This is a genomic window from Aeromonas sp. 30P (genome assembly GCF_051919805.1).
Lineage (GTDB): Bacteria > Pseudomonadota > Gammaproteobacteria > Enterobacterales > Aeromonadaceae > Aeromonas > Aeromonas veronii.
This window is the reverse complement of sequence record NZ_JBQBEA010000001.1, coordinates 1,263,134-1,282,835: the sequence shown is the minus strand read 5'-3', so window position 1 is coordinate 1,282,835 and position 19,702 is coordinate 1,263,134. Positions and strand designations below refer to the sequence as shown.

The 19,702-nt window shown below is 61.4% G+C and carries 13 protein-coding genes and 1 pseudogene; 9 read left to right on the top strand and 5 right to left on the bottom strand.

Features of this window, described 5'->3' with window-relative positions; all coding sequences use genetic code 11:
- Window positions 1–501 precede the first annotated feature (501 nt).
- Complete coding sequence (locus ACTG2B_RS06090) at window positions 502–642, top strand: hypothetical protein (protein ID WP_005338239.1); 141 nt, start codon at window positions 502–504, stop codon at window positions 640–642.
- On the top strand, window positions 642–1,988 hold the full coding sequence (locus ACTG2B_RS06085; RefSeq protein WP_058057766.1) for an APC family permease: 1,347 nt from the start codon (window positions 642–644) through the stop codon (window positions 1,986–1,988). The genes ACTG2B_RS06090 and ACTG2B_RS06085 overlap by 1 nt, the downstream gene beginning before the upstream one ends.
- Window positions 1,989–2,082: 94 nt before the next feature.
- Here the strand turns inward: ACTG2B_RS06085 and ACTG2B_RS06080 are convergent, their stop codons facing one another.
- Entirely contained in the window at window positions 2,083–2,457 is a 375-nt protein-coding gene (locus ACTG2B_RS06080; protein ID WP_439995354.1) for a hypothetical protein, read from the bottom strand.
- 249 nt (window positions 2,458–2,706) lie between these two features.
- Between ACTG2B_RS06080 and ACTG2B_RS06075 the strand changes: the two genes are divergently transcribed.
- Together ACTG2B_RS06075 and ACTG2B_RS06070 are read left to right on the top strand one after the other, a co-directional pair.
- Window positions 2,707–3,855: a Na/Pi cotransporter family protein gene (locus ACTG2B_RS06075; protein WP_439995353.1), complete on the top strand. Its 1,149-nt coding sequence runs from the start codon at window positions 2,707–2,709 to the stop codon at window positions 3,853–3,855.
- Between the two features lie 174 nt (window positions 3,856–4,029).
- Entirely contained in the window at window positions 4,030–4,500 is a 471-nt protein-coding gene (locus tag ACTG2B_RS06070; RefSeq protein WP_005347462.1) for an FKBP-type peptidyl-prolyl cis-trans isomerase, read from the top strand.
- A 64-nt stretch (window positions 4,501–4,564) separates the two neighbouring features.
- On the opposite strand, the gene ggt is transcribed toward ACTG2B_RS06070, so the two are convergent.
- Both ggt and rdgC read right to left on the bottom strand, forming a co-directional pair.
- On the bottom strand, window positions 4,565–6,346 hold the full coding sequence (gene ggt, locus ACTG2B_RS06065) for a gamma-glutamyltransferase (protein WP_439995352.1): 1,782 nt from the start codon (window positions 6,344–6,346) through the stop codon (window positions 4,565–4,567).
- 191 nt (window positions 6,347–6,537) lie between these two features.
- On the bottom strand, window positions 6,538–7,449 hold the full coding sequence (gene rdgC, locus ACTG2B_RS06060) for a recombination-associated protein RdgC (protein WP_439995351.1): 912 nt from the start codon (window positions 7,447–7,449) through the stop codon (window positions 6,538–6,540).
- A gap of 177 nt (window positions 7,450–7,626) precedes the next feature.
- Here rdgC and ACTG2B_RS06055 point away from each other — a divergent pair, with 177 nt between their 5' ends.
- The 3 genes and pseudogenes from ACTG2B_RS06055 to ACTG2B_RS06045 all read left to right on the top strand — a co-directional run bounded on the left by ACTG2B_RS06055 (window position 7,627) and on the right by ACTG2B_RS06045 (window position 13,133).
- On the top strand, window positions 7,627–8,055 hold the full coding sequence (locus ACTG2B_RS06055; RefSeq protein ID WP_005338252.1) for a GNAT family N-acetyltransferase: 429 nt from the start codon (window positions 7,627–7,629) through the stop codon (window positions 8,053–8,055).
- A gap of 103 nt (window positions 8,056–8,158) precedes the next feature.
- Window positions 8,159–9,384, top strand: a pseudogene (locus tag ACTG2B_RS06050) (exonuclease SbcCD subunit D C-terminal domain-containing protein).
- A complete protein-coding gene (locus tag ACTG2B_RS06045) occupies window positions 9,381–13,133 on the top strand; it encodes an AAA family ATPase (protein WP_439995350.1) in 3,753 nt (1,250 codons plus the stop codon). The pseudogene ACTG2B_RS06050 and the gene ACTG2B_RS06045 overlap by 4 nt, the downstream one beginning before the upstream one ends.
- 89 nt (window positions 13,134–13,222) lie before the next feature.
- Here the strand turns inward: ACTG2B_RS06045 and ACTG2B_RS06040 are convergent, their stop codons facing one another.
- Both ACTG2B_RS06040 and ACTG2B_RS06035 read right to left on the bottom strand, forming a co-directional pair.
- A complete protein-coding gene (locus ACTG2B_RS06040; protein WP_439995349.1) occupies window positions 13,223–13,987 on the bottom strand; it encodes a DODA-type extradiol aromatic ring-opening family dioxygenase in 765 nt (254 codons plus the stop codon).
- A gap of 183 nt (window positions 13,988–14,170) precedes the next feature.
- On the bottom strand, window positions 14,171–14,413 hold the full coding sequence (locus tag ACTG2B_RS06035; protein WP_158112893.1) for a hypothetical protein: 243 nt from the start codon (window positions 14,411–14,413) through the stop codon (window positions 14,171–14,173).
- Between the two features lie 308 nt (window positions 14,414–14,721).
- On the opposite strand from ACTG2B_RS06035, the gene pykF reads away from it, so the two are divergent.
- Both pykF and mscK read left to right on the top strand, forming a co-directional pair.
- Window positions 14,722–16,134, top strand: a complete 1,413-nt coding sequence (gene pykF, locus ACTG2B_RS06030) for a pyruvate kinase PykF (RefSeq protein ID WP_031227651.1) — start codon at window positions 14,722–14,724, stop codon at window positions 16,132–16,134.
- Between the two features lie 150 nt (window positions 16,135–16,284).
- Window positions 16,285–19,590 (top strand): mechanosensitive channel MscK, encoded by a 3,306-nt coding sequence (gene mscK / locus ACTG2B_RS06025; protein WP_439995348.1) that lies wholly within the window; start codon window positions 16,285–16,287, stop codon window positions 19,588–19,590.
- Window positions 19,591–19,702 lie beyond the last annotated feature (112 nt).

The following is a 19,702-nucleotide window of genomic DNA, read 5'->3' as shown; positions in this document are numbered from 1 at the left end:
TGGCTCAAGCCGCGTTGCCTTCTATCCCCAGTCATTAATGTGAATGGATATGCAATAGATCTTTTTCCACTTCACCCCCTTCCATCCCCCGCCAGCCGATAAGATCGCTGGACTCGAGCCCGGGGGAACGCCGGCAAATATGATCAGGATCAATGTTGAGGCGCTATGCACCCTGCAGCCCCGATTTGCCGATTTTTCATACGCCACGACAGGGTTCTCTTCCCCCCGAAAAAGGGGGAGCGGCTCGGGGAAGGCTGCAGGGGGCGAGTGACCACTTACCTGCCCCGTGCGTATGCAAAAAAATGCGTTAATCCGCCCTTTTTTGCTTGTCAAGGGGGCTGACCGAATGCACAATACGCCGCCAATAAAGGACCGATGTTCACTGCGACATCGGTTTTTGTATTTTTGAAGTGCAGTACAAACCCACCACAAGAGGCCGGAACGTTTCCGGAAGTGATATTCGAGATTGCCAAACAATCTCCCGACGTTGAGAGGATAACAATGGGGCGTTTTAATGCTTTCCTGCCGGTACAGCCCGGTATGCGCCTCCCCGGCGCCCTTGATGTACAGGCTTGCGAATCCATCGTATCCCTGCGCTCGTTGCAAGCACGTGCTGCGGCACTGATTGAGGAGAAAGCGTAATGGCATCGCAAAACGCCAAGCTGCTCAAGACCCTTACCCTGACACAAGTGATTGTGATGGGTCTGGCCTATCTGACCCCCATGGCTGTCTTCGACACCTTCGCCATCGTCGGTGACATCACCGATGGCCGGGTCGCCACCGCCTATCTGCTGGCTCTGGGTGGCATCCTGCTCACCGCTCTCAGCTACGGACATCTGGTACGCAAGTTCCCCTCTGCGGGCTCTGCCTATACCTATGCCCAGAAGGTGTTCAACCCCTATGTCGGTTTCATGGTCGGCTGGTCCTCCCTGCTCGACTACATGTTCATGCCGATGATCAACATCCTGCTGGCCAAGATCTACCTGACCGCCATGTTCCCGGGTGTCGAGCCCTGGGTGTTCATCTTCGGTCTGGTGACCGTAATGACCTTCCTGAACCTGCGCGGCATCAATCTGGTGGCCAACTTCAACGGTCTGATCGTGGTGATCCAGCTGGCCATCATCACCCTCTTTATCGGCCTGATGGCGTGGGGCATCTACCACGGTGAAGGGGCTGGCACCCTGATGAGCAGCCGTCCGTTCCACTTCGAGTCAGCACAGCTGGTACCGCTCTTTACCGGTGCGACCATTCTCTGCTTCTCGTTCCTGGGCTTTGACGGTCTGAGTTCCCTCTCCGAAGAGACTCCGAATGCCGGCAAGGTGATCCCCAAGGCGATCGTGCTGACTGCCCTGATCGGCGGCATCATTTTCGTGGTGGTCTCTTACTGCCTACAGCTCTACTTCCCGAGCCTCGCCCGCTTCCAGCATCCGGATGCGGTACTGCCGGAGATCGCGCTCTACGTTGGCGGCACCTTCTTCCAGTCCGTGGTGCTGGTCTGCACCACGGTCGCGGTACTGGCCTCCGGCATGGCGGCTCACGCCGGTGTGTCGCGCATCCTCTACGTGATGGGGCGTGACCGCATGATCCCGGAGCGGGTGTTTGGCTACATCCACCCGAAATACCGTACTCCGGCCATCAACGTGCTGATGGTAGGCGGTCTGGCCCTCTCCGCCGTGTCGTTTGATCTGGATACCGCGCTGGCGCTGGTCAACTTCGGCGCACTGGTGGCGTTCAGCTTCGTCAACCTGTCGGTGATCGGTCAGTTCTGGGTGCGCGAGAAGCGCAACAAGACCCTCAAGGATCACGTCATCTACCTGTTGATGCCGCTGCTCGGTGCCGCCACCATCGGTGCTCTGTGGATCAACCTGGAGCAGAGCTCGCTGGAGCTGGGCCTGATCTGGGCTGGCCTCGGCGCAACCTATCTGTTCCTGCGTCTGGCGGTGTTCCGTATCCCGTTCCGTCAGTACGAGGAAGCGGCTGACGCCTGATCCTTTGCGGATAACGGATAGACAGAAGGGGAGCCATGGCTCCCCTTCTTGCTGCCGGTCTCTTGCCGGTCACACGGGCTTGGGCCCGCTCGGCTTACTGCTTGTCCAGCACAGCGGTCGCCGCAGCCTTTAGCGGATCGCGAGCGATGGTCTTGGCATCCTGCTCCGCCTTGTGCAGCTGCTGGTTTGCCTTGTCCATCTTCTGCTGCATACCGTTGCCGCTCTCCTTGAGGTCGGCACGCTTCTCGCCCAGCAGGTCGGTGCGGCCTTTTTGCACCTCGGCTTTCACCTTCTCTTTCTCCTGCTTCACCAGCTTGCTGGTATCACAGTTGCCCTTGATCCCCAGAGTGGCATTCACCGCTTCGTTTTTGAGGGCCTTGTCGAGGTTGCAGTCGGTTTTCAACAGGCTGGCCTGTGCCCCTGCCGAGAGCAGCCCCAGCGACAGAGAGAGGATCCATGCACGCATCATCTTGTTTACTCCTGCTTGCCAATAAAGGGGCGGAGTGTAGCGATCACATTCCGGCTGGCAAGGCGGCAGCGCTTTCGTCCCCCCTTTTGCCACCCCAGAGCCAACCGGCTCGGTCAGCGCCTGTCGCCGCAGTTCGTCGTCATAAAAACATCATCGAAATGTCACGTTGTCATATTTCTGTCATTAACCACTGATTAAATGCGCGGGTCATCAACAACCCAAGACGGAACGACCGTCTCAAGAGGCTTTATGCAACACCATCACTCCTTGTCACAGCCGCCCGCGACCCGCGCCCTGTTCAACTGGATGAGTGTCATCGTACTGGTCTACCTGATCCTGGTTGCCGTGGGCGCCATCTCCCACGGCTTCAAAGATTTCTCCGGCGGCGCCGAGGGCGCAGCCCAGATCTTCGCCTTTGCCAACAACCCCTTTGTCGCCCTGCTGCTGGGTATTCTCGCTACCGCGCTGGTGCAATCCTCCAGCACCGTCACCTCGGTGATCGTCGGTCTGGTGGCTGGCGGCCTGCCCATCAGCATGGCCATCCCCATGGTCATGGGTGCCAACCTCGGCACCACCATCACCAACACCATCGTCTCCATGGGCCATGTGCGGGATCGCGCCGAGTTCCGCCGCGCCTTCGCCGCCGCCACCGTGCACGACTTCTTCAATCTGCTGGCGGTGTTCATCTTCCTGCCGCTGGAGCTGATGTTCGGTCTGCTGCAACACAGCGCCGAGTGGCTGGCCAACCTGCTGGTAGGCTCCGCCAATATGTCGATGAAGGGCATGGATTTCATGAAGCCGCTGACCGCACCGGCCCTGCAGCTGATTGACAGCGCCGTTGCCTTCCTGCCGGGCAAGGGTGCCGCCATCGCCACCATCATCATCGGTATCCTGCTGATCCTCGCCTGCGTCACTTATCTGGGCAAAGTGCTGCAACAGGTACTGGTTGGCCGTGCCAAAGAGCTGCTGCACAAGGCGCTGGGCCGTGGCCCGCTGACCGGCATTACCTCCGGTGCGCTGGTGACCATCATGGTGCAGTCCTCCTCCACCACCACCAGCCTGATGATCCCGCTGGCTGGCGGCGGCGTGTTCAGCACCCGTCAGCTCTACCCCTTCACTCTGGGGGCCAATATCGGCACCACCATCACCGCCTTGCTGGCTGCCACCGCCATCAGCGGAGCCGGTGCCCAGCTGGCCATGACCATCGCGCTGGTCCACGTGCTGTTCAACCTCTTTGCCGTGGTCATCATCTATGGCATCCCCTTCCTGCGCGACCTGCCGGTTCGCGCCGCCGAGGGGCTGGCCCGGGTAGGCAGCGAGAACAAGCTGCTGGCTCTGGGTTATGTGGCGGGTCTCTTCTTCGCCCTGCCCGCCCTGATGATGGTGGCCGCCAAGTAAGCGCCGCCGCCATGACGAGGGGCGAGTCACCGACTCGCCCCTTTTTGCGTCTGCGTCTCCGAGCTTTGCCTGCCCGCTCACATCCTCCCGCCCTGTGGCTCGCCATCAGGGGCGGTGCGCGATAAGATGGCGTCCTCATTGCACTTTTTACATTTCATGGAACAGGAAAAACCGATGAAATTCATACTGATCGCACTGCTCATCGCCGGTGTGGCCTACTACTTCTACTCCAGCAGCAACAACAAGAAGCTGGCGGCCGACAACGTGCGGATTGGCGCCGAGTTCCTCGCCAGCAACAAGGAGAAGCCGCTGGTGACCACCACCGCCTCCGGCCTGCAGTACGAAGTGCTGACCCCGGGCACCGGCACCGTTCACCCCACAGCCACCAGCAAGGTGAAGGTGCACTACGAGGGCAAGCTGCTGGACGGCACCGTCTTTGATAGCTCAGTCGCCCGTGGCGAGCCCATCGAGTTTGGCCTCAATCAGGTGATCGCAGGCTGGACCGAAGGGGTGCAGCTGATGGTGGAAGGTGAGAAGACCCGTTTCTACATCCCTGCCAACCTCGCCTACGGCGACCGCGCCGCTGGCAAAATCCCGCCGGGATCAGTCCTGATCTTTGACGTGGAGCTGTTGGGTATCCAGTAAGCGCTCCGTCACGCTCCATCAACAACAAGGCCAGCATTATGCTGGCCTTGTTGTTATGGGAACCTTACTCCCCCTTGGCGATCCCTTCCCGGCGCGGATCCGCTGCGCCAAACCAGCCGCCAGCGTTGCGCTCAACCCCCTGCAGGCCGGAGGTCTGCTCGTTCAGCACCACCTCATGTCCCCTCGCCTTCAATCCCTCGACCACCGACATGGGGGTGCGTCCCACTTCCAGCTCGGTGGGACCGTTGCGGCTGCCAAAGTTGGGCAGATTGATGGCCTGTTGCAGGTTCAGGCCCCAATCCTGGGTGCCGAGCAGGGTCTTGCCCACGTAGTTGATGATGGCGGAGCCCCCCGGAGAGCCCAGCGTCATGGTCAGCTCGCCGCTTGGCTTGTCAAACACCAGCAGGGGTGACATGGAGGAGCGGGGCCGCTTGCCCGGCTCCACCCGGTTTGCCACCGGCAGACCGGCAGCATCTACCGAGGTGAAGGAGAAATCGGTGAGCTGGTTGTTGAGCAGGTAGCCGTTGACCATCTGACGCGATCCGAAACCATCCTCGATGGAGCTGGTCATGGAGATAGCCATCCCCGCCTTGTCGACGATCGAGACATGGCTGGTCGAGGGGAGTTCCGGGGTCGCATCCTTGCCGCGCGCCAGCGCCAGTGGCGGCGTACCGGGCTTGGCAATCCCCATGGAGTGCTGACCGACAAGCTTGCCGCGCTCGGCCAGATAGCCCTTGTCCAGCAGCCCCTTCACCGGCACGCTGACAAAATCGCTGTCGGCGACGTACTGGTTGCGATCGGCGAAGGCCAGACGCGCCGCTTCACTGTAGAGGTGGATGGCCTCGCTGGAGGCAGCCAGTCCCCCCTCCTTCGTAGTGATCGGCTTGAGGGATGCCATATCGCGGCTCTCCAGCATGCCGAAGATCTGGCCGAGCGCCAAGGTGCCGGACGAGGGAGTGGGGAAGCCACAGATCTTGCTCTGGCGATAGTCAAAGCAGAGGCCATCCCGCAGTTTGGCCTGATAGCTGGCCAGATCTGTGGCCGCCAGTACCCCGGGATTGGTGGGATGCTGGCGAACCTTGGCCACCATGGCATCCGCCAGCGGCCCCTGATAGAAGGCATCCACCCCCTCTGTGGCCAGAGTGCGCAACACCTTGGCCAGCGCCGGGTTGGTCAGCCGGGTGCCTGCCGTTTTAGGGCTGCCATCCGCCTGATAGAAGTAGGCTCGCGCCTCCGGATCCCGTGCCAGATAGGGATCCTTGGCCAGCAATGTGGCCAGCCGTGGACTAATCATAAATCCTTGTTCTGCCAGCGTGATGGCTGGCTCGAACAGCGCAGCCCAGGGCAGCTTGCCATAACGCTGATGGGCCAGCGCCAGGGCGCGCAAGGTGCCGGGAACGCCGACCGAGCTGCCCCCGACCACCCCGTCATAAAACGCCAGCGGCTTGCCATCTTGCATAAACAGCTGGTCGGTGGCGGCAGCCGGCGCCGTCTCGCGGCCATCCACTGCACTCACCTTGCGGCCATCCCACACCAGCAGCAGCGTCCCGCCACCGATCCCGGAGGATTGCGGCTCCACCAGCGTCAATACCAGCTGTACCGCAATGGCGGCATCGACGGCACTGCCACCGGCCTTGATGATTTGGTAGCCCGCATCCACCGCCAGCGGGTTGGCGGCCGCCACCATGAAGTCATGGCCCTGCCAGCCCTGCTTGTCGGTCCAGCCACTGGCGGCTTCCGGTGCGATCAGGGTCTGAACTGGCGGGGTGTAGTGAAAGCCGTTGTCACTGGCACAACCGGCCAGCAGGGCAAGGGCGATAGCCAGCCCCAGAGGTTTGCGCAACATGACACTCTCCTTGTCTGTTTTATGACCATAAAGAGGGACTATGTCACGATTGGCGCTGGTAGCTCAAGTTATTGAACAAGATCAATATCTTACTCATCTATCAATAATGGCTATCCGTAACAGACATAAAAAAACCGCCCGAAGGCGGCTTTTACGATGGGATGGCAGAGGCCAAACAAGTGCAAGTCCGGTTAGATGGACTGCTCTTCGCCACCCAGGGCGGCAAACAGCGCCGGGATAAACTGGGACAGCTCGGCGGTGACCAGCGCGAAATCGGCATCCAGACGGGCACCCGGATCTTCGCTGGTGACGTCGTCGTTCTGCTCGCGCAGCTCTTCGCTGAATTTCAGACGCTTGATGGAGAGATCATCCCCCAGCACAAAGCTGACGGTCTCGCCCCAGTTGAGGGCCAGCTTGGTCACCAGCTTGTCGTTGGCCAGATGGTTCTTGATTTCATCCGTCATCAGATCCTGCTGCTTGCAGCGGATGATGCCGCCGTGCTCCATGGCACTGCGCAGCTCGGCTTCATCTTCCAGCGTGAAGGAGGCGGGCAGGTTGCCCTCGTTCAGCCACTCGGTCATGGTGATCTCCGGCGGGTTCTTGAGAGCCACCGGCACCACCGGCAGGGAGCCGATGGATTTGCGCAGCAGCGCCAGCAGATCGTCTGCCTTCTTGGCAGAACCTGCGTCCACCACCATCAAATTGTCGGCCGGATTGATCCAGGCGAAGGTCTGGCTGGTACGACTAAAGGCACGGGGCAGCAGAGTGTGGAGGATCTCCTCTTTCAACGCCTCCTTCTCTTTCTTCTTGAGGGCGCGTCCCTGTTCGAACTCGATCGCTTCTACCTTCTCGGCCAGCATCTCCTTGACCACGGTACCGGGCAGCATCTTCTCCTCTTTGCGGGCGCAGATGAGGATGTGGCCGGAGGCAGAGTGAGTCAGGGTTGAGCCGAATTTGCCAAGGGGCTTGACCCACCCGAAACGGGAGATGTCCTGACTGCCGCAAGGGGTGAAGGCACAGGCTTCCAGCTGGGTTTCCAGCTGATCAACGGTCAGGTCAAAGGGGCGGGTAAAGCGATAAATCTGCAGGTTTTTAAACCACATGGCGTCCTCGGTCTCTAGATTGTCCGGCGGGCATTGTACTAGAGAGGCGCTTTGTGATCAGCCAATCATTCTCGCTAAATAAAGGGCGATCGACCTCACAGGGTCTCATTTATGTCACCTGTTTGTTCATCAAGTTCTCCTAGACTGCGAAAGTAAATTGTTAATAAGGATGAAGGTATGTTGCGGCCCAGTCGCCCGGAAGACATGGAAGAGATCGTCGAAATCTGGTTGCTGGCCTCCCTGCAGGCCCACGATTTCGTCGATGCCTCCTGCTGGTGGCAGGCCCAGGAGGATCTGCGTACCCGCTATCTCGATCGCGCCGCCATCTGGGTGTTTGAGGAGCGTGGCGATCTGCTCGGTTTCATGGCACTGGTGGACAACTACCTCGCAGCCCTGTTCGTACGTCCCGACCGTCAGGGCCGCGGTGTCGGCCACGCCCTGCTGCAGGAGGCCAAGCGTCAGGGGGCGTCACTACACGCCCGGGTCTTTGTCGAGAACGATCAGGCGGTGCGTTTCTATCGCCGCCACGGCTTCGTCATCGAGGCCGAAGAGTCCGATCCCCTCACCGGCCACCCCCAATACCGGATGTGCTGCGAACCGGCCTGAATCGATGCCAGCCCCCTGTTTTACTTGAAAAAAGCACGGGGCATCCTCATCTTGTCTTCATCGGGTGCCCCAGGCACCGTCCCTGCAACCGGGCTGCTTTCCAATGAAAATCCTCCATACCGCCGACTGGCACCTTGGCCATCAACTTCATGGCCATGACCGCCGTTTTGAACACGATGCCTTTCTCGACTGGCTGAGCGACACCCTCAAGGCGCGCGAGATCGACGCCCTGCTGGTGGCGGGCGATCTGTTTGATACCGCAAATCCCCCCGCCAGCGCCTGGCAGCAACTCTACCGTTTTCTGGCGCGGCTGCGCGCCGAGATGCCCCGCCTCAACATGGTGCTGATCGGCGGCAACCACGACTCCCCCTCCAAGCTCGATGCCCCCCACGAGCTGCTGCGCGCCTTTGATCTGCATCTGGTGGGCAGCATCAGCCGCGACAGTGAGGGCAAGCTCGAGACCGACCGCCTGCTGGTACCGCTGCAAGACAAGGAGGGCAAGATCGCCGCCTGGTGCGCCGCCGTGCCGTTCCTGCGCAGCAGCGATCTGCGGGTGGAGCAGTTGGCAGAGGGGCAGGACAGGCTGATCGAAGGGGTTCGACAGGTCTACGCCGAGGTGCTTGCCGAAGGGCGCGCTCGCTGCGGGGAGGCGCTGCCACTCATCGCCATGGGCCACGCCTATCTGGCGGCGGGCCAGCTCTCCGAGCTGTCGGAGCGGCGGGTGCTCGGCGGCAACCAACATGCCCTGCCCGCCGAACTCTTTGCCGGTGCTGACTACACGGCGCTCGGCCACCTCCATCTGGCCCAGAGCCCTGCCGAGGGGGTGCACTACAGCGGTTCGCCGCTACCGCTATCGCTCGCCGAAGCGAACTACAACCATCAGGTGCTGGAAGTGACCTTTGCAGAAGGCAAACTGACCGGATTGGAGCGGCTCCCGGTGCCCCGCGCGGTGGAGATGATCCGCCTGCCCCAGAGCACCCTCGACGACGCGCTGAACGCCATCGCATCGCTCGAGCTGCCTGCCTGTCCACAAGAGGCACAACCTTTCCTCGAAGTGCGGCTGCTGCTGCCCAAGCCCGAGGCGCGCATCCGCGAGCGGATTCTCGCCGCCATCGCAGACAAACCGGTGCGGCTGGCCCGCATCAGCACCCAATATCAAGGCTCGGGCGAAGGGCTGGCCGATGGTCGCGAGCGGCGCAGGCTCGATGAGCTCTCCCCACCGAGGTGTTTCGCCTCTGCTATCAGCGCCAGTTCGAGGGGGAACCCGAGGCCAAGTTGGTTGCCTCGTTTGAAGAGATCCTGGAGCAGGCGAAGGAGTCAAACCAATGAAAATCTTGTCTCTGTCAGGTGAGAATCTGGCCAGTCTGACCGGCCCCTTCACCATCGACTTTACCAGGGGGGCGCTCGGCGCCGCCGGTCTGTTTGCCATCACCGGCAACACCGGCGCCGGCAAGAGCACCCTGCTCGACGCCATTTGTCTGGCCCTCTACGACGAGATGCCGCGCTTTATTGCCAATCGCAAGAACGTGGCCGAAGTGGGCCGCATGGATGACGAAGAGAAGCTCAAGGCCAACGACGTGCGTGGCATCCTCAGTCGCGGCCACGCCAGCGGCTTTGCCGAGGTGCAGTTTCGTGACTGCGATGGTCGCATCTGGCTGGCCCGCTGGGCGGTGCGCCGGGCGCGAAATCGCTCGGAGGGGCGTTTTCAGGCGCAGGAGCGCACCCTGACCGATGTGGAGTCAGGGCAGGTTTTCTCCGGCAGCAAACGGGAGCTGCAGGATCGCATCGACGAGCTGGTGGGTCTCTCCTGGGAGCAGTTCCGCCGCGCGGTGATCCTGCCGCAAGGGGAGTTTGCCGCCTTCCTCAAATCGGATGCCAACGAGCGCTCCGCTCTGCTCGAACGGATGACCGGCACCGAGCTCTACTCCGCCATCTCCATCCAGACCTATGAACGGGCGCGGGAAGAACAGCAGAAGCTGGCCACCATCGCCCAGCGCCTCGGCGACGTGGCACTGATGGATGAAGCGACCCGCGAGCATTGGGTAAGCCAGCAGGTGAGCCTCTCCACCACCCTCAAGCACGAACAGCAGCAACAGCAGCTGATGCAGGACTTGCGCGACCTCAATAGCCGCATTGCCGCCCAGCTGCAGGGCTGCGCCGAGGGGCAGGCGGCGCTCGATGCCGCCCTGCAGGCCCACGGCGCCGCGGCCCCCGAGCGCGAGGAGTTCGCTCGTGCCGAACAGGCCCAGGTGGCCCGCGCCGATCACGACGAGCTGGCCCGCCTCACCCTTGAGGTACAGCAGCAGGAGAAGCTGATCGCCGAGCTGGGGCCGGAGCTGGCCAAACTCGAGGAGCAGACCCAGCAGAGCGCGCTGACCGAACAGCAGTTGCTGGCGGAGAAGATCGCCGCCGAGCGGGAATGGGGTGCCCTGCAACCCGAACTCAAGCGGGCACAAGAGCTCGATACCCGCATCAGGGAGAAAGTGCAGCAGTTGCAGAAGATCCAGCAGGAGGGGGCACAGGAGCGAGAAGTGCAACTCACGCTGGAGCAGGGCTGGCGCGAGCAGAGCCGACAGGTGGAGCTGCTCAAGCAGCAGCACCAGCAGTGGGGCCTTTGGCTCGAAGAGCACAAGGAGCTGGCACCGGTGGCCCGCCAGTGGCAGCCCCTGCTCAGCGCCATGCAGGATTGGGCCGAGGATGCCGACAAGCTGCAGCAACTGCTCACCCTGCGGGATCACAAGCTGCGCGCCCTGCAACAGTTGCAGCGCCAGCTGGAGCAAGGCCAGCAAGAGCGCGACTACTGGCAACATGAACAAGCTCGGCTGCAACAGCAACAGAACGAGTTGCAGGAGCAGCAGTGGGAGAGCCGCCTCGCCAAGGCGCAGGAGCAGTGGCAGCAGCAAACCGAACAGCTGGGCCAGCTGCGCCAGCTGCTGGAGCTGGCCGATTATGGCCGCAACCACGGCGAACAACATGGCCGCTTGCAGCAGGAGATTGCCCAGCTGGAGCAGGCGCTGGGCAAGCTCGCCACCCTTGGCGAAGAGCTGGTCCCCGCCCGCGAGCGGCTCGCCCTGCAGCGGGATGAGGCGCGCCACGCGCTGGAGCAGTCCCGCGCCATCGCCAGCTTCGAGCAGTATCGCCATATCCTGAGCGATGGCGAACCTTGCCCGCTGTGCGGTTCCGGGGAGCACCCCTACAGCCAGAGCCAGCCCCAGGTGGCGGGGATCCTGGGTCAGCTGGCGGAACGGGCCCGCAGTCTGGAGCTGGAGTGGGAGCGGCTCAACCATCAGTACATTCAGTGCGAGAGCGAGCGTCAGGAGCTGGCCCGCCAGCTGGCGGTGCGTCAGCAACATCTGCCGGAGCTGGAAGCCCGCGCCGAGCAGCTGACCCAGCGCTGGCAACAGCTGGGGGGCGATACCCTGCTGGGTCATCCGCTGCCGCTGCGCCAGAGCCCCATTGAGTGGAACGAGCTGATGAGCACACTGCTTGGCCGTGGCCAGGCGCTGGAGCAGGGGTTGGCCCAGAGCCAGCAGCAGCTGCGTCAGGCCCAGCTTGGTCAACAACAGCTGCAAGGGGTGCGTCAGCAACTGAGCCAACTGGCTGCCCAGCACCAGCAGTTTGACCAGCAGTGGCAGGAGGCCGATCGCCAGCGCATCGCGCTGGAAGGGGAAGTGAAGGGGATGGGCGAGCAGGAGGCGACCCTGCGCCAGCGCCTTGAGCAAGGCGCCCACCGCCTCGACGAGCAGATGGGCGGCCAACCGTGGCGCCAGTGGCTCGGCAGCCAGCAGTGGCACGAGTGGCAGCGAGCCTGCGAAGCCTGGCTGCACGGCCAGAGCGAGTGGGAGCGGCTGGCCAGCGAGATCGCCAGCCTCACCCCCGCCCTGAGCGCGCAGGAGGCACGCCTGCAGACCCAGCGCGAGCTGCTGCACAAACTCGAGCGGGACTACAAGGAGCACGAACAGCAACGGCAGGGGCTGCTCACCAGCCGCAGCGGTTGTCTCGGTGGCGAGGAGATCCCGCTAGTCGAGAGCCGCTGGCAACAGCGGCTGCAACAACTCGCCAGCGAACTGGATCTGATGCAAAGCGGCGCCCACGCTCTGCGGGAGCGGCAGACCGAACTCAAGACCCGCCTCACTCATGTGGAGCAGGAAAAGCAGACCAGCAGCCGCCGCAAGCGGGAGGTGCTGGGGCGCTGGGCTGCCCACGCCAGTACCCTCGGCATCGCCGAGTACGACCTGCGCCGTCTGCTCGCCATCAGCCCCGATGAGCTCAAGGCTCGCCGCACGGCCCTGCAAGGATTGGAAGATGCCCTTGGTGAGGCGCGTACCCGTCTTGCCGAGCGGCAACGGGCGCTGGCGCTGGAGGAGAGCAAGCGGGATCGCTATCGGGAACATCACCCCGAGCTGACCGCCCTGCCGGATGCAGAGCTGAGCGAGCAACTGGCGGCACTCGATGCCCGTTGTCGCGCCCTTGAAGAACAGCTGTTCGAGTGCAAGAGCAAGCTGGCACAGGCCGAAGCCGCAGCGCTCAAGGCAGGTAGCCTGCAACAGGAGCTGGCCGCCCAGCAGGCAGTGGCCGACCACTGGCAGCAGCTGTGCGATCTGATCGGGCAAGCCAACGGCGCCAAGTTCCGCACCTTCGCCCAGAGCCTCACCCTCGAGCGTCTGCTGCTGGAGGCCAACGCCCAGCTCGCCGAGCTCTCGCCCCGCTACCGACTGGAGCGGGTGCCCGGCACCGATCTGGCGCTGCAGGTGGTGGATCTCGATATGGGGGACGAGGTGCGCTCGGTGGACTCTCTCTCCGGCGGCGAGAGTTTTCTGGTGTCGCTGGCGCTGGCGCTGGCCCTCTCCAGCCTCTCGTCACGGCAGACCCAGGTCGAGTCGCTCTTTATCGACGAGGGGTTTGGCACCCTGGATCCGGACAGTCTGGATCTGGCGCTCGCCAGCCTCGACTCCCTCCAAGCCGCCGGTCGCCAGATCGGGGTCATCTCCCACGTTCAGACGCTTGTAGAGCGGATTGGCGTGCAGATCAGAGTCGAAGCCCTCGGCGGCGGCGAGAGCCGGGTAGTGGTTCCCTGAGAGCCTTCGGCTCAATCACCACTACCATCGGTCCACCACGCCGTAAATAACAAGACCCCGCCAATTGGCGGGGTCTTGCTGAGAGGCTATCAGCCGAAGCGGTAGGCGCCCATATAGAGGCTGCCGCCATCCCAGCTCTCGTGCAGCCGGGTGGGCGCCACACCATCGGCCGCCCCCAACGCCACAAAGAGTGGGCGCAGATGATCGTCGTGGGGATGGGACTCCACCGCGCCTAGAGCCTGCAGGCGATAGTCGAGCAGCGCCAGCCGATCCTGGTCGGCCATTTTCTGCTCCAGCCAGTCGACAAACTGGCTGGCCCACTCCGGCACTGGCGAGCCTTCCGGTGCCAGCGCCCGCAGGTTGTGGGTGATGGCACCGGAGGCGAGGATGCCAATCCCCTGGCTACGCAGCGCCCCCAATACCTCTCCCAATTGCCACAACTGGGCCGGGGTGAAGCTCGCGGGAATGGAGATCTGCACCAGCGGGATCTCGCTGTTTGGGTCGATCAGGGAGAGCGGCGACCAGACCCCGTGATCCAGCTCGCGCCGCACCGGGGTGGCGGTCAGTCCGGCCAGTGCCAGCTGGTCGCTCACCCCTTGTTGCAGCCACTCGGGGCTGCTGGCAGGCCAGCGCATCCGGTAGAGGGGCTCGGGAAAGCCGTAAAAGTCGTACATCAAGGCCGGTTTGGGCTCGACGTTGATCTGCAGCTCGCGGCTGAACCAGTGGGCGGAGATGACCACCAGCCCCTTGAGCTCACCCAGACGCAGGGTTCGCAGAAAGCGGGTGGCGGGTTGCTCACGCAGCACCAGATCCGGTGCGCCGTGAGAGATAAACCAGACGGGGGCGAGGGACATAAAGCGGACTCCAACAAAGTATCAGGGGGCGATACCGGAGGGGATATCGCTGTTGGAATCGATTATCCTCCCGCCATGAAAGGTGGACAATCCAGCAAGATAGATAAGAACTATCAACTAATGGTTGATAATTTCACGCCTTCACGCCTTCACGCCTTCACGACCGGTAAGCAGCAATAGATATCAAGGCTGCGGCGCATCCGGCTGCGGTCGGGCTGCACGAAGCGCCATCCGGGTCGCTGCACTGTGATCCTGCCACTCTCGCCACGCCAATCCCTCGGCGGCCGCCTCCCCTTTCACTGGGAGGGAGAAAATCGCCAGCAGTCGCGCATTATCAGGCCAGTAGCGGGCTGGCAGTGTCTGAACCAGCAGCAGGGCGGCGCCCAGCAAGAGCAGAGCCCATCCGGTTTCATGGCTGTTTTTCATCCCGGCCTCCTTCACCCTTGCGCCAATGAACTAACATTTTTGCGCAAGCCGGTGACAAGACGGTGACAGCGGACGGGTGGTCATTTTACAACATCTGAACCTCAACCCGGCCAAACAACCACAGATGGCAACATTTGTATCCCTTCAGCCCGAACCTGTGGCCGTATGCTCTAAAATGTGACTCACAGGAAAACGTTATCCCTGAAAAGAAAACGTTATCTGGTCAAAACGTTGTTTCTGGATCATAAAAAGATTCCAAAAACTGGTGTATATTGCTCGGCGGAAATTCCTTAACCATGAAGATTGACATGAAAAAGACCAAAATTGTCTGCACCATCGGTCCGAAGACCGAATCCAAAGAAATGCTGGCCAAAATGCTGGACGCCGGCATGAACGTCATGCGCCTGAACTTCTCCCACGGTGACTACGCCGAGCACGGCAGCCGCATCAGCAACCTGCGTGCTGTAATGGCCGAGACCGGCAAGCACGCAGCTATCCTGCTAGACACCAAGGGTCCGGAAATCCGTACCATGAAGCTGGAAGGCGGCAACGACGTCGCGCTGGTCGCTGGCCAGACTTTCACCTTCACCACCGACCAGACCGTGGTTGGCAACAAAGACAAAGTGGCCGTGACCTATGCAGGTTTCGCCAACGATCTGCGCGTCGGCAACCGCATCCTGGTTGATGACGGCCTGATCGGTCTGGACGTTATCGAAATCACCGAGCGCGAAGTTATCTGTAAAGTGCTGAACAACGGTGACCTGGGCGAGAACAAAGGCGTTAACCTGCCAGGCGTCTCCATCAAGCTGCCGGCCCTGGCCGAGAAAGACAAGCGCGACCTGATCTTCGGTTGCGAGCAAGGTGTTGATTTCGTTGCTGCTTCTTTCATCCGCAAGAAAGAAGACGTTCTGGAAATCCGTGAGCACCTGAAAGCCCACGGTGGCGAGAACATCCAGATCATCTCCAAGATCGAAAACCAGGAAGGTCTGGACAACTTCGACGAGATCCTGGCTGTTTCCGACGGTATCATGGTTGCTCGTGGCGACATGGGTGTAGAGATCCCGGTTGAAGAAGTTATCTTCGCCCAGAAGATGATCATCGCCAAGTGCAACAAGGCCCGCAAAGTGGTTATCACTGCCACCCAGATGCTGGACTCCATGATCAAGAACCCGCGTCCGACCCGCGCCGAAGCTGGTGACGTTGCCAACGCCATCCTGGACGGTACCGACGCAGTCATGCTGTCCGGTGAATCCGCCAAGGGTAAGTACCCGCTGGAAGCAGTGACCATCATGGCCACCATCTGCGAGCGTACCGATGCCGTGATGCCGTCCAACCTGTCTGCTGCCAACGACAGCAACAAGCTGCGCATCACCGAAGCCGTATGTAAAGGCGCCGTAGAGACCTCCGAGAAGCTGGACGCCCCGCTGATCGTGGTCGCTACCGAAGGCGGCAAATCTGCCAAGGCCATTCGCAAGTACTTCCCGAAAGCCTGGATCCTGGCTATCACCACCAACAAGAAAACTGCTGCCCAACTGGTTCTGACCAAGGGTGTAGTTGCTCACGTGGTTGACAGCATCGCCTCTACCGACGATTTCTATCGCATCGGTAAAGAAGCCGCGCTGGAAATCGGCATGGGTCTGAAAGGTGATGTGGTTGTGATGGTCTCCGGTGCTCTGGTACCGAGCGGCACCACCAACACCGCTTCTGTTCACGTTCTTTAATCAGAGCTGAACGAGTTGAAAACGGCGCCTGCGGGCGCCGTTTTTTTTGTCCCTCCCCCCTGCTTACCTGACAAGCCCGGTGTTAGAATCCACGCGAATTTAATCTATGCGGGAAATCTCCCGAATATCGCGTAATAACCCGGAAGTTATATGCCCTCAATACGTTTTAAAAGAGTCTCGGCCACCCTGTTGCCGCTGCTCTGTCTCCTTGCCAGCCTCTGCGTGCCGCAAGCCATGGCGCAAGATGTCCCCTCTCGCAACGCAGTTCAGCGAGCGCTGGATGGTCTGGGTAAATCAGAGACCCTGACCGTCAGTCAGCAAGCGGATCAGAAGTTGCTGACCGAAACCCTCGGACTGCTCGACAGCATCGACAAGGAAGAGGCGAAGGCCAAGACCCAGGCCCAGCGGATCCGCAACCTGCCCACCGAACTCAAAGAGATCAGTGCCAAGCTCGATGCCCTGACCAAGGGCAAGAGTGCCGAGCAGATCAAGAGCGAATACGCCAGCATGAGTCTGGCAGAGCTCGACAGCCGTCAGCCGGAAGTGCTGGCCAACATGCAGGCGGCCCAGGAGGCCCTCGGCGCCATCGGCAGCCAGCTCACCAGCTTGCAGACCCTGCCGGAGCGGGCCCAGGCCAGCATGAGCCGCGCCTACCAGCGCAGTCAGGAGATCCGTACCCGCCTCAACGCCGGTGAAAGCGTCTCCAGCGCCGAGAAGATGAAGCTCGGTGCCGAGCTGGCCCTGCTCGACCTGCAACTGGCCCACCTGCAAAAGGAGCTGGATAACCGAACCAGCATGCAGGATCTGGCGATCAAGCAGCGCGACTACCAGAGTGCCCGTCTCGCCAGCGAAGAGCAGAAACTGCAGCTGTTGCAGGATCAGAGTAGCGCCAAGCGCCTCGGCGACACAGAAAAAACCGCCGAGCAGACCGGTGAACTGGTGGCGACCGAAGACAGCCCGCTGGTGCAAAAAGAGCAGGAGCTCAACCACCAGCTCAGCCAGCAGCTGATCGGTGCCACCACCAGCCTCAACTCGCTGGTCCAGAAAAACCTGCAAGCCAAGAGCTGGCTGGAGCGCGGCATCCAGACCGAGCGCAACCTCAATGAACAGGTGCAGATGCTCAAGGGCAATCTGCTGCTGTCACGCATCCTCTATCAGCTCTACCAGCAGCTGGAAGCGGCGCCCACCATCGCCGTCAAAAACCTGGAAGAGCAGATCGCCGACCTGCATCTGGCCCAGTTTGAACTGAGCCAGCAGCGTGACCAACTGTTCCAGAAGAACCTATATCTGGACAATCTGATCGCCGGCAGCAAGGATCCGGTCAGCGAAGAGGACAAGGAGAGCCTTGCCAAGCTGCTCGATACCCGTATCAATCTGCTCGATCAGCTCAACCGCCAACTCGACAGCCAGCTTACCAACGCCATCAGCCTGCAGCTGACCCAGCAGCAGCTGGCGCGGGTCTATGCCTCTATCGAATTTACCCTGCAGCAACACATCTTCTGGGTAAGCAGCAACAAGCCCATCGATAGCAAGTGGTTTATCAGCTGGCCCGCCCAGGCCTACAAACAGGCCTCCGACTGGGTATTGAAACCGGACTGGAAACGCTGGCGCGAAGAGCTGCTGGGGATCTCCCTGCTCGCCTTCCCGCTGCTGCTGATCGGCGGCCTGCTGGTCTGGAAACGTCCGGCACTGGTTGAGCGCGAGAAGAAGATCACCAAGGACCTTGGCCGTTTCCGTCAGGACAGCCAGTGGCACACCCCGCGCGCCCTGCTCTATACCGTGCTGCAACGCCTGCCGGGCAGCATGTTCATTCTGGCTGGCGGTCTGCTGCTCACCTACTGCGGTCTGCTCAGTCCCAAGCTGATGTTCCAGATCACCCTGAACCTCGCCCTCGGTTATCTGGTGTTCAGCGTCTATCTGGCGGTGATGCGCCCGGGCGGCATCGCCGAAACCCACTTCCGGATCCCGAAAGCGGAGCTGCAGGCCAAGCGCAACAGCATGCGCTACATCTGGTTGCCACTGCTGCCGCTCATCATGCTCGCGACCAAGGCGGTGGTTGAACCCTCCACCCTGGGCAACGACGTGATCGGCCAGGCCATGACCCTGACCCTGCTGGGGCTGGCCGCCTATCTGGTGTTCCCCATCTCCCGCGCCCGCATCAAGGGCGAGGCGAGCATGCAGAAGTCGCTGATCGCCATCGCTCTGGCGCTAGCGCCGGTGGCGCTGATCGTGCTGGCCGTGCTCGGTTACTACTACACCGCGCTGAAGCTGACCGGTCGCCTGATCGAATCCTTCTACCTCATCATCATCTGGAGCCTGGTTTACCGCACCGCCCTGCGTGGTCTGGAGCTGGCTGCCCGTCGTCTGGCCTACCGCCGTGCGGTGGCCAAGCGTGAGCACAAATCTTCGGAAGATGCGGAAGGTGGCGAGTCCATCGAAGAGCAGCCCATGGATCTGGAGGATGTCAGCCAGCAGTCCCTGCGTCTGACCCGTACCGTGCTGATGCTGATCTTCGGCGTCGCCTTCTACTGGCTCTGGTCCGACCTGGTCGCGGTCTTCTCCTACCTCGACAGCATGGTGCTGTGGCACCGCAGTGAAGGCACTGGCGCCAACGCCGTGCTGTTCCCCATCAGCCTGAGTGACGTGCTGATCGGCTTCCTGCTGCTCGGCGGTGCATGGTCACTGGCGCGCAACCTGCCGGGCTTGCTGGAGGTGCTGGTGCTCTCCAAGCTCAACTTGGCTCAGGGGACCGCCTACGCCATCACCACCATGCTCAACTACGTGCTGATCGGTTTCGGCTCCCTCACCGCTCTCTCCATGATGGGCGTACAGTGGGACAAGCTGCAGTGGGTAGCGGGTGGTCTGTCAGTCGGTATCGGTTTCGGCATGAAGGAGATCCTCTCCAACTTCGTCTCCGGCATCATCATCCTGTTCGAGCGTCCGGTGCGGATCGGTGACACAGTTACCATCGGCTCCTTCTCCGGTACCGTCTCGCGGATCCGCATTCGCGCCACCACCCTGACCGACTTCGACCGCAAAGAGGTGATCATCCCCAACCAGCAACTGATGACAGAACGGCTCATCAACTGGTCGCTGAGTGACACCGTCACCCGGGTGATCGTACGGGTGGGCGTGGCGTACGGCTCAGATCTTGAACTGACTCGCACCCTGCTCAAGCAAGCGGCCGACGAAAACAGCCGGGTGCTGAAAGACCCGGCTCCCATCGTCTACTTCCTCACCTTTGGCGCCAGCACTCTGGATCACGAGCTGCGCTTCTTCGTGAGCGAACTGGGTGATCGCAACCCGGCGGTGGACGAGTTGAACCGCAAGATCGACCAGCTGTTCCGCGAGAACGGCATCGAGATCGCCTTCAACCAGATGGATGTCTATATCAAAAACATGAACGATGGTTCTGAAATGGCAGCCCCGGCACAGGATGGTAAAAAATCAACGTAATAACAGTGGCTTATTACTAACCATTACCACCAAAAACCAATCGAAACGAAAAAAGATGTGACCCTAAGCGTGACCCTAATTACACTGGGGTCACGCTTTTTTATGTCTGAAA

What these genes read in the sequence shown, in the direction of transcription:
- ACTG2B_RS06090 (WP_005338239.1), top strand. Translation starts at nt 502, where the DNA reads ATGGGGCGTTTTAATGCTTTCCTGCCGGTACAGCCCGGTATGCGCCTC.
- ACTG2B_RS06085 (WP_058057766.1), top strand. Translation starts at nt 642, where the DNA reads ATGGCATCGCAAAACGCCAAGCTGCTCAAGACCCTTACCCTGACACAA.
- ACTG2B_RS06080 (WP_439995354.1), bottom strand. Translation starts at nt 2,457, where the DNA reads ATGATGCGTGCATGGATCCTCTCTCTGTCGCTGGGGCTGCTCTCGGCA.
- ACTG2B_RS06075 (WP_439995353.1), top strand. Translation starts at nt 2,707, where the DNA reads ATGCAACACCATCACTCCTTGTCACAGCCGCCCGCGACCCGCGCCCTG.
- ACTG2B_RS06070 (WP_005347462.1), top strand. Translation starts at nt 4,030, where the DNA reads ATGAAATTCATACTGATCGCACTGCTCATCGCCGGTGTGGCCTACTAC.
- ggt (WP_439995352.1), bottom strand. Translation starts at nt 6,346, where the DNA reads ATGTTGCGCAAACCTCTGGGGCTGGCTATCGCCCTTGCCCTGCTGGCC.
- rdgC (WP_439995351.1), bottom strand. Translation starts at nt 7,449, where the DNA reads ATGTGGTTTAAAAACCTGCAGATTTATCGCTTTACCCGCCCCTTTGAC.
- ACTG2B_RS06055 (WP_005338252.1), top strand. Translation starts at nt 7,627, where the DNA reads ATGTTGCGGCCCAGTCGCCCGGAAGACATGGAAGAGATCGTCGAAATC.
- ACTG2B_RS06045 (WP_439995350.1), top strand. Translation starts at nt 9,381, where the DNA reads ATGAAAATCTTGTCTCTGTCAGGTGAGAATCTGGCCAGTCTGACCGGC.
- ACTG2B_RS06040 (WP_439995349.1), bottom strand. Translation starts at nt 13,987, where the DNA reads ATGTCCCTCGCCCCCGTCTGGTTTATCTCTCACGGCGCACCGGATCTG.
- ACTG2B_RS06035 (WP_158112893.1), bottom strand. Translation starts at nt 14,413, where the DNA reads ATGAAAAACAGCCATGAAACCGGATGGGCTCTGCTCTTGCTGGGCGCC.
- pykF (WP_031227651.1), top strand. Translation starts at nt 14,722, where the DNA reads ATGAAAAAGACCAAAATTGTCTGCACCATCGGTCCGAAGACCGAATCC.
- mscK (WP_439995348.1), top strand. Translation starts at nt 16,285, where the DNA reads ATGCCCTCAATACGTTTTAAAAGAGTCTCGGCCACCCTGTTGCCGCTG.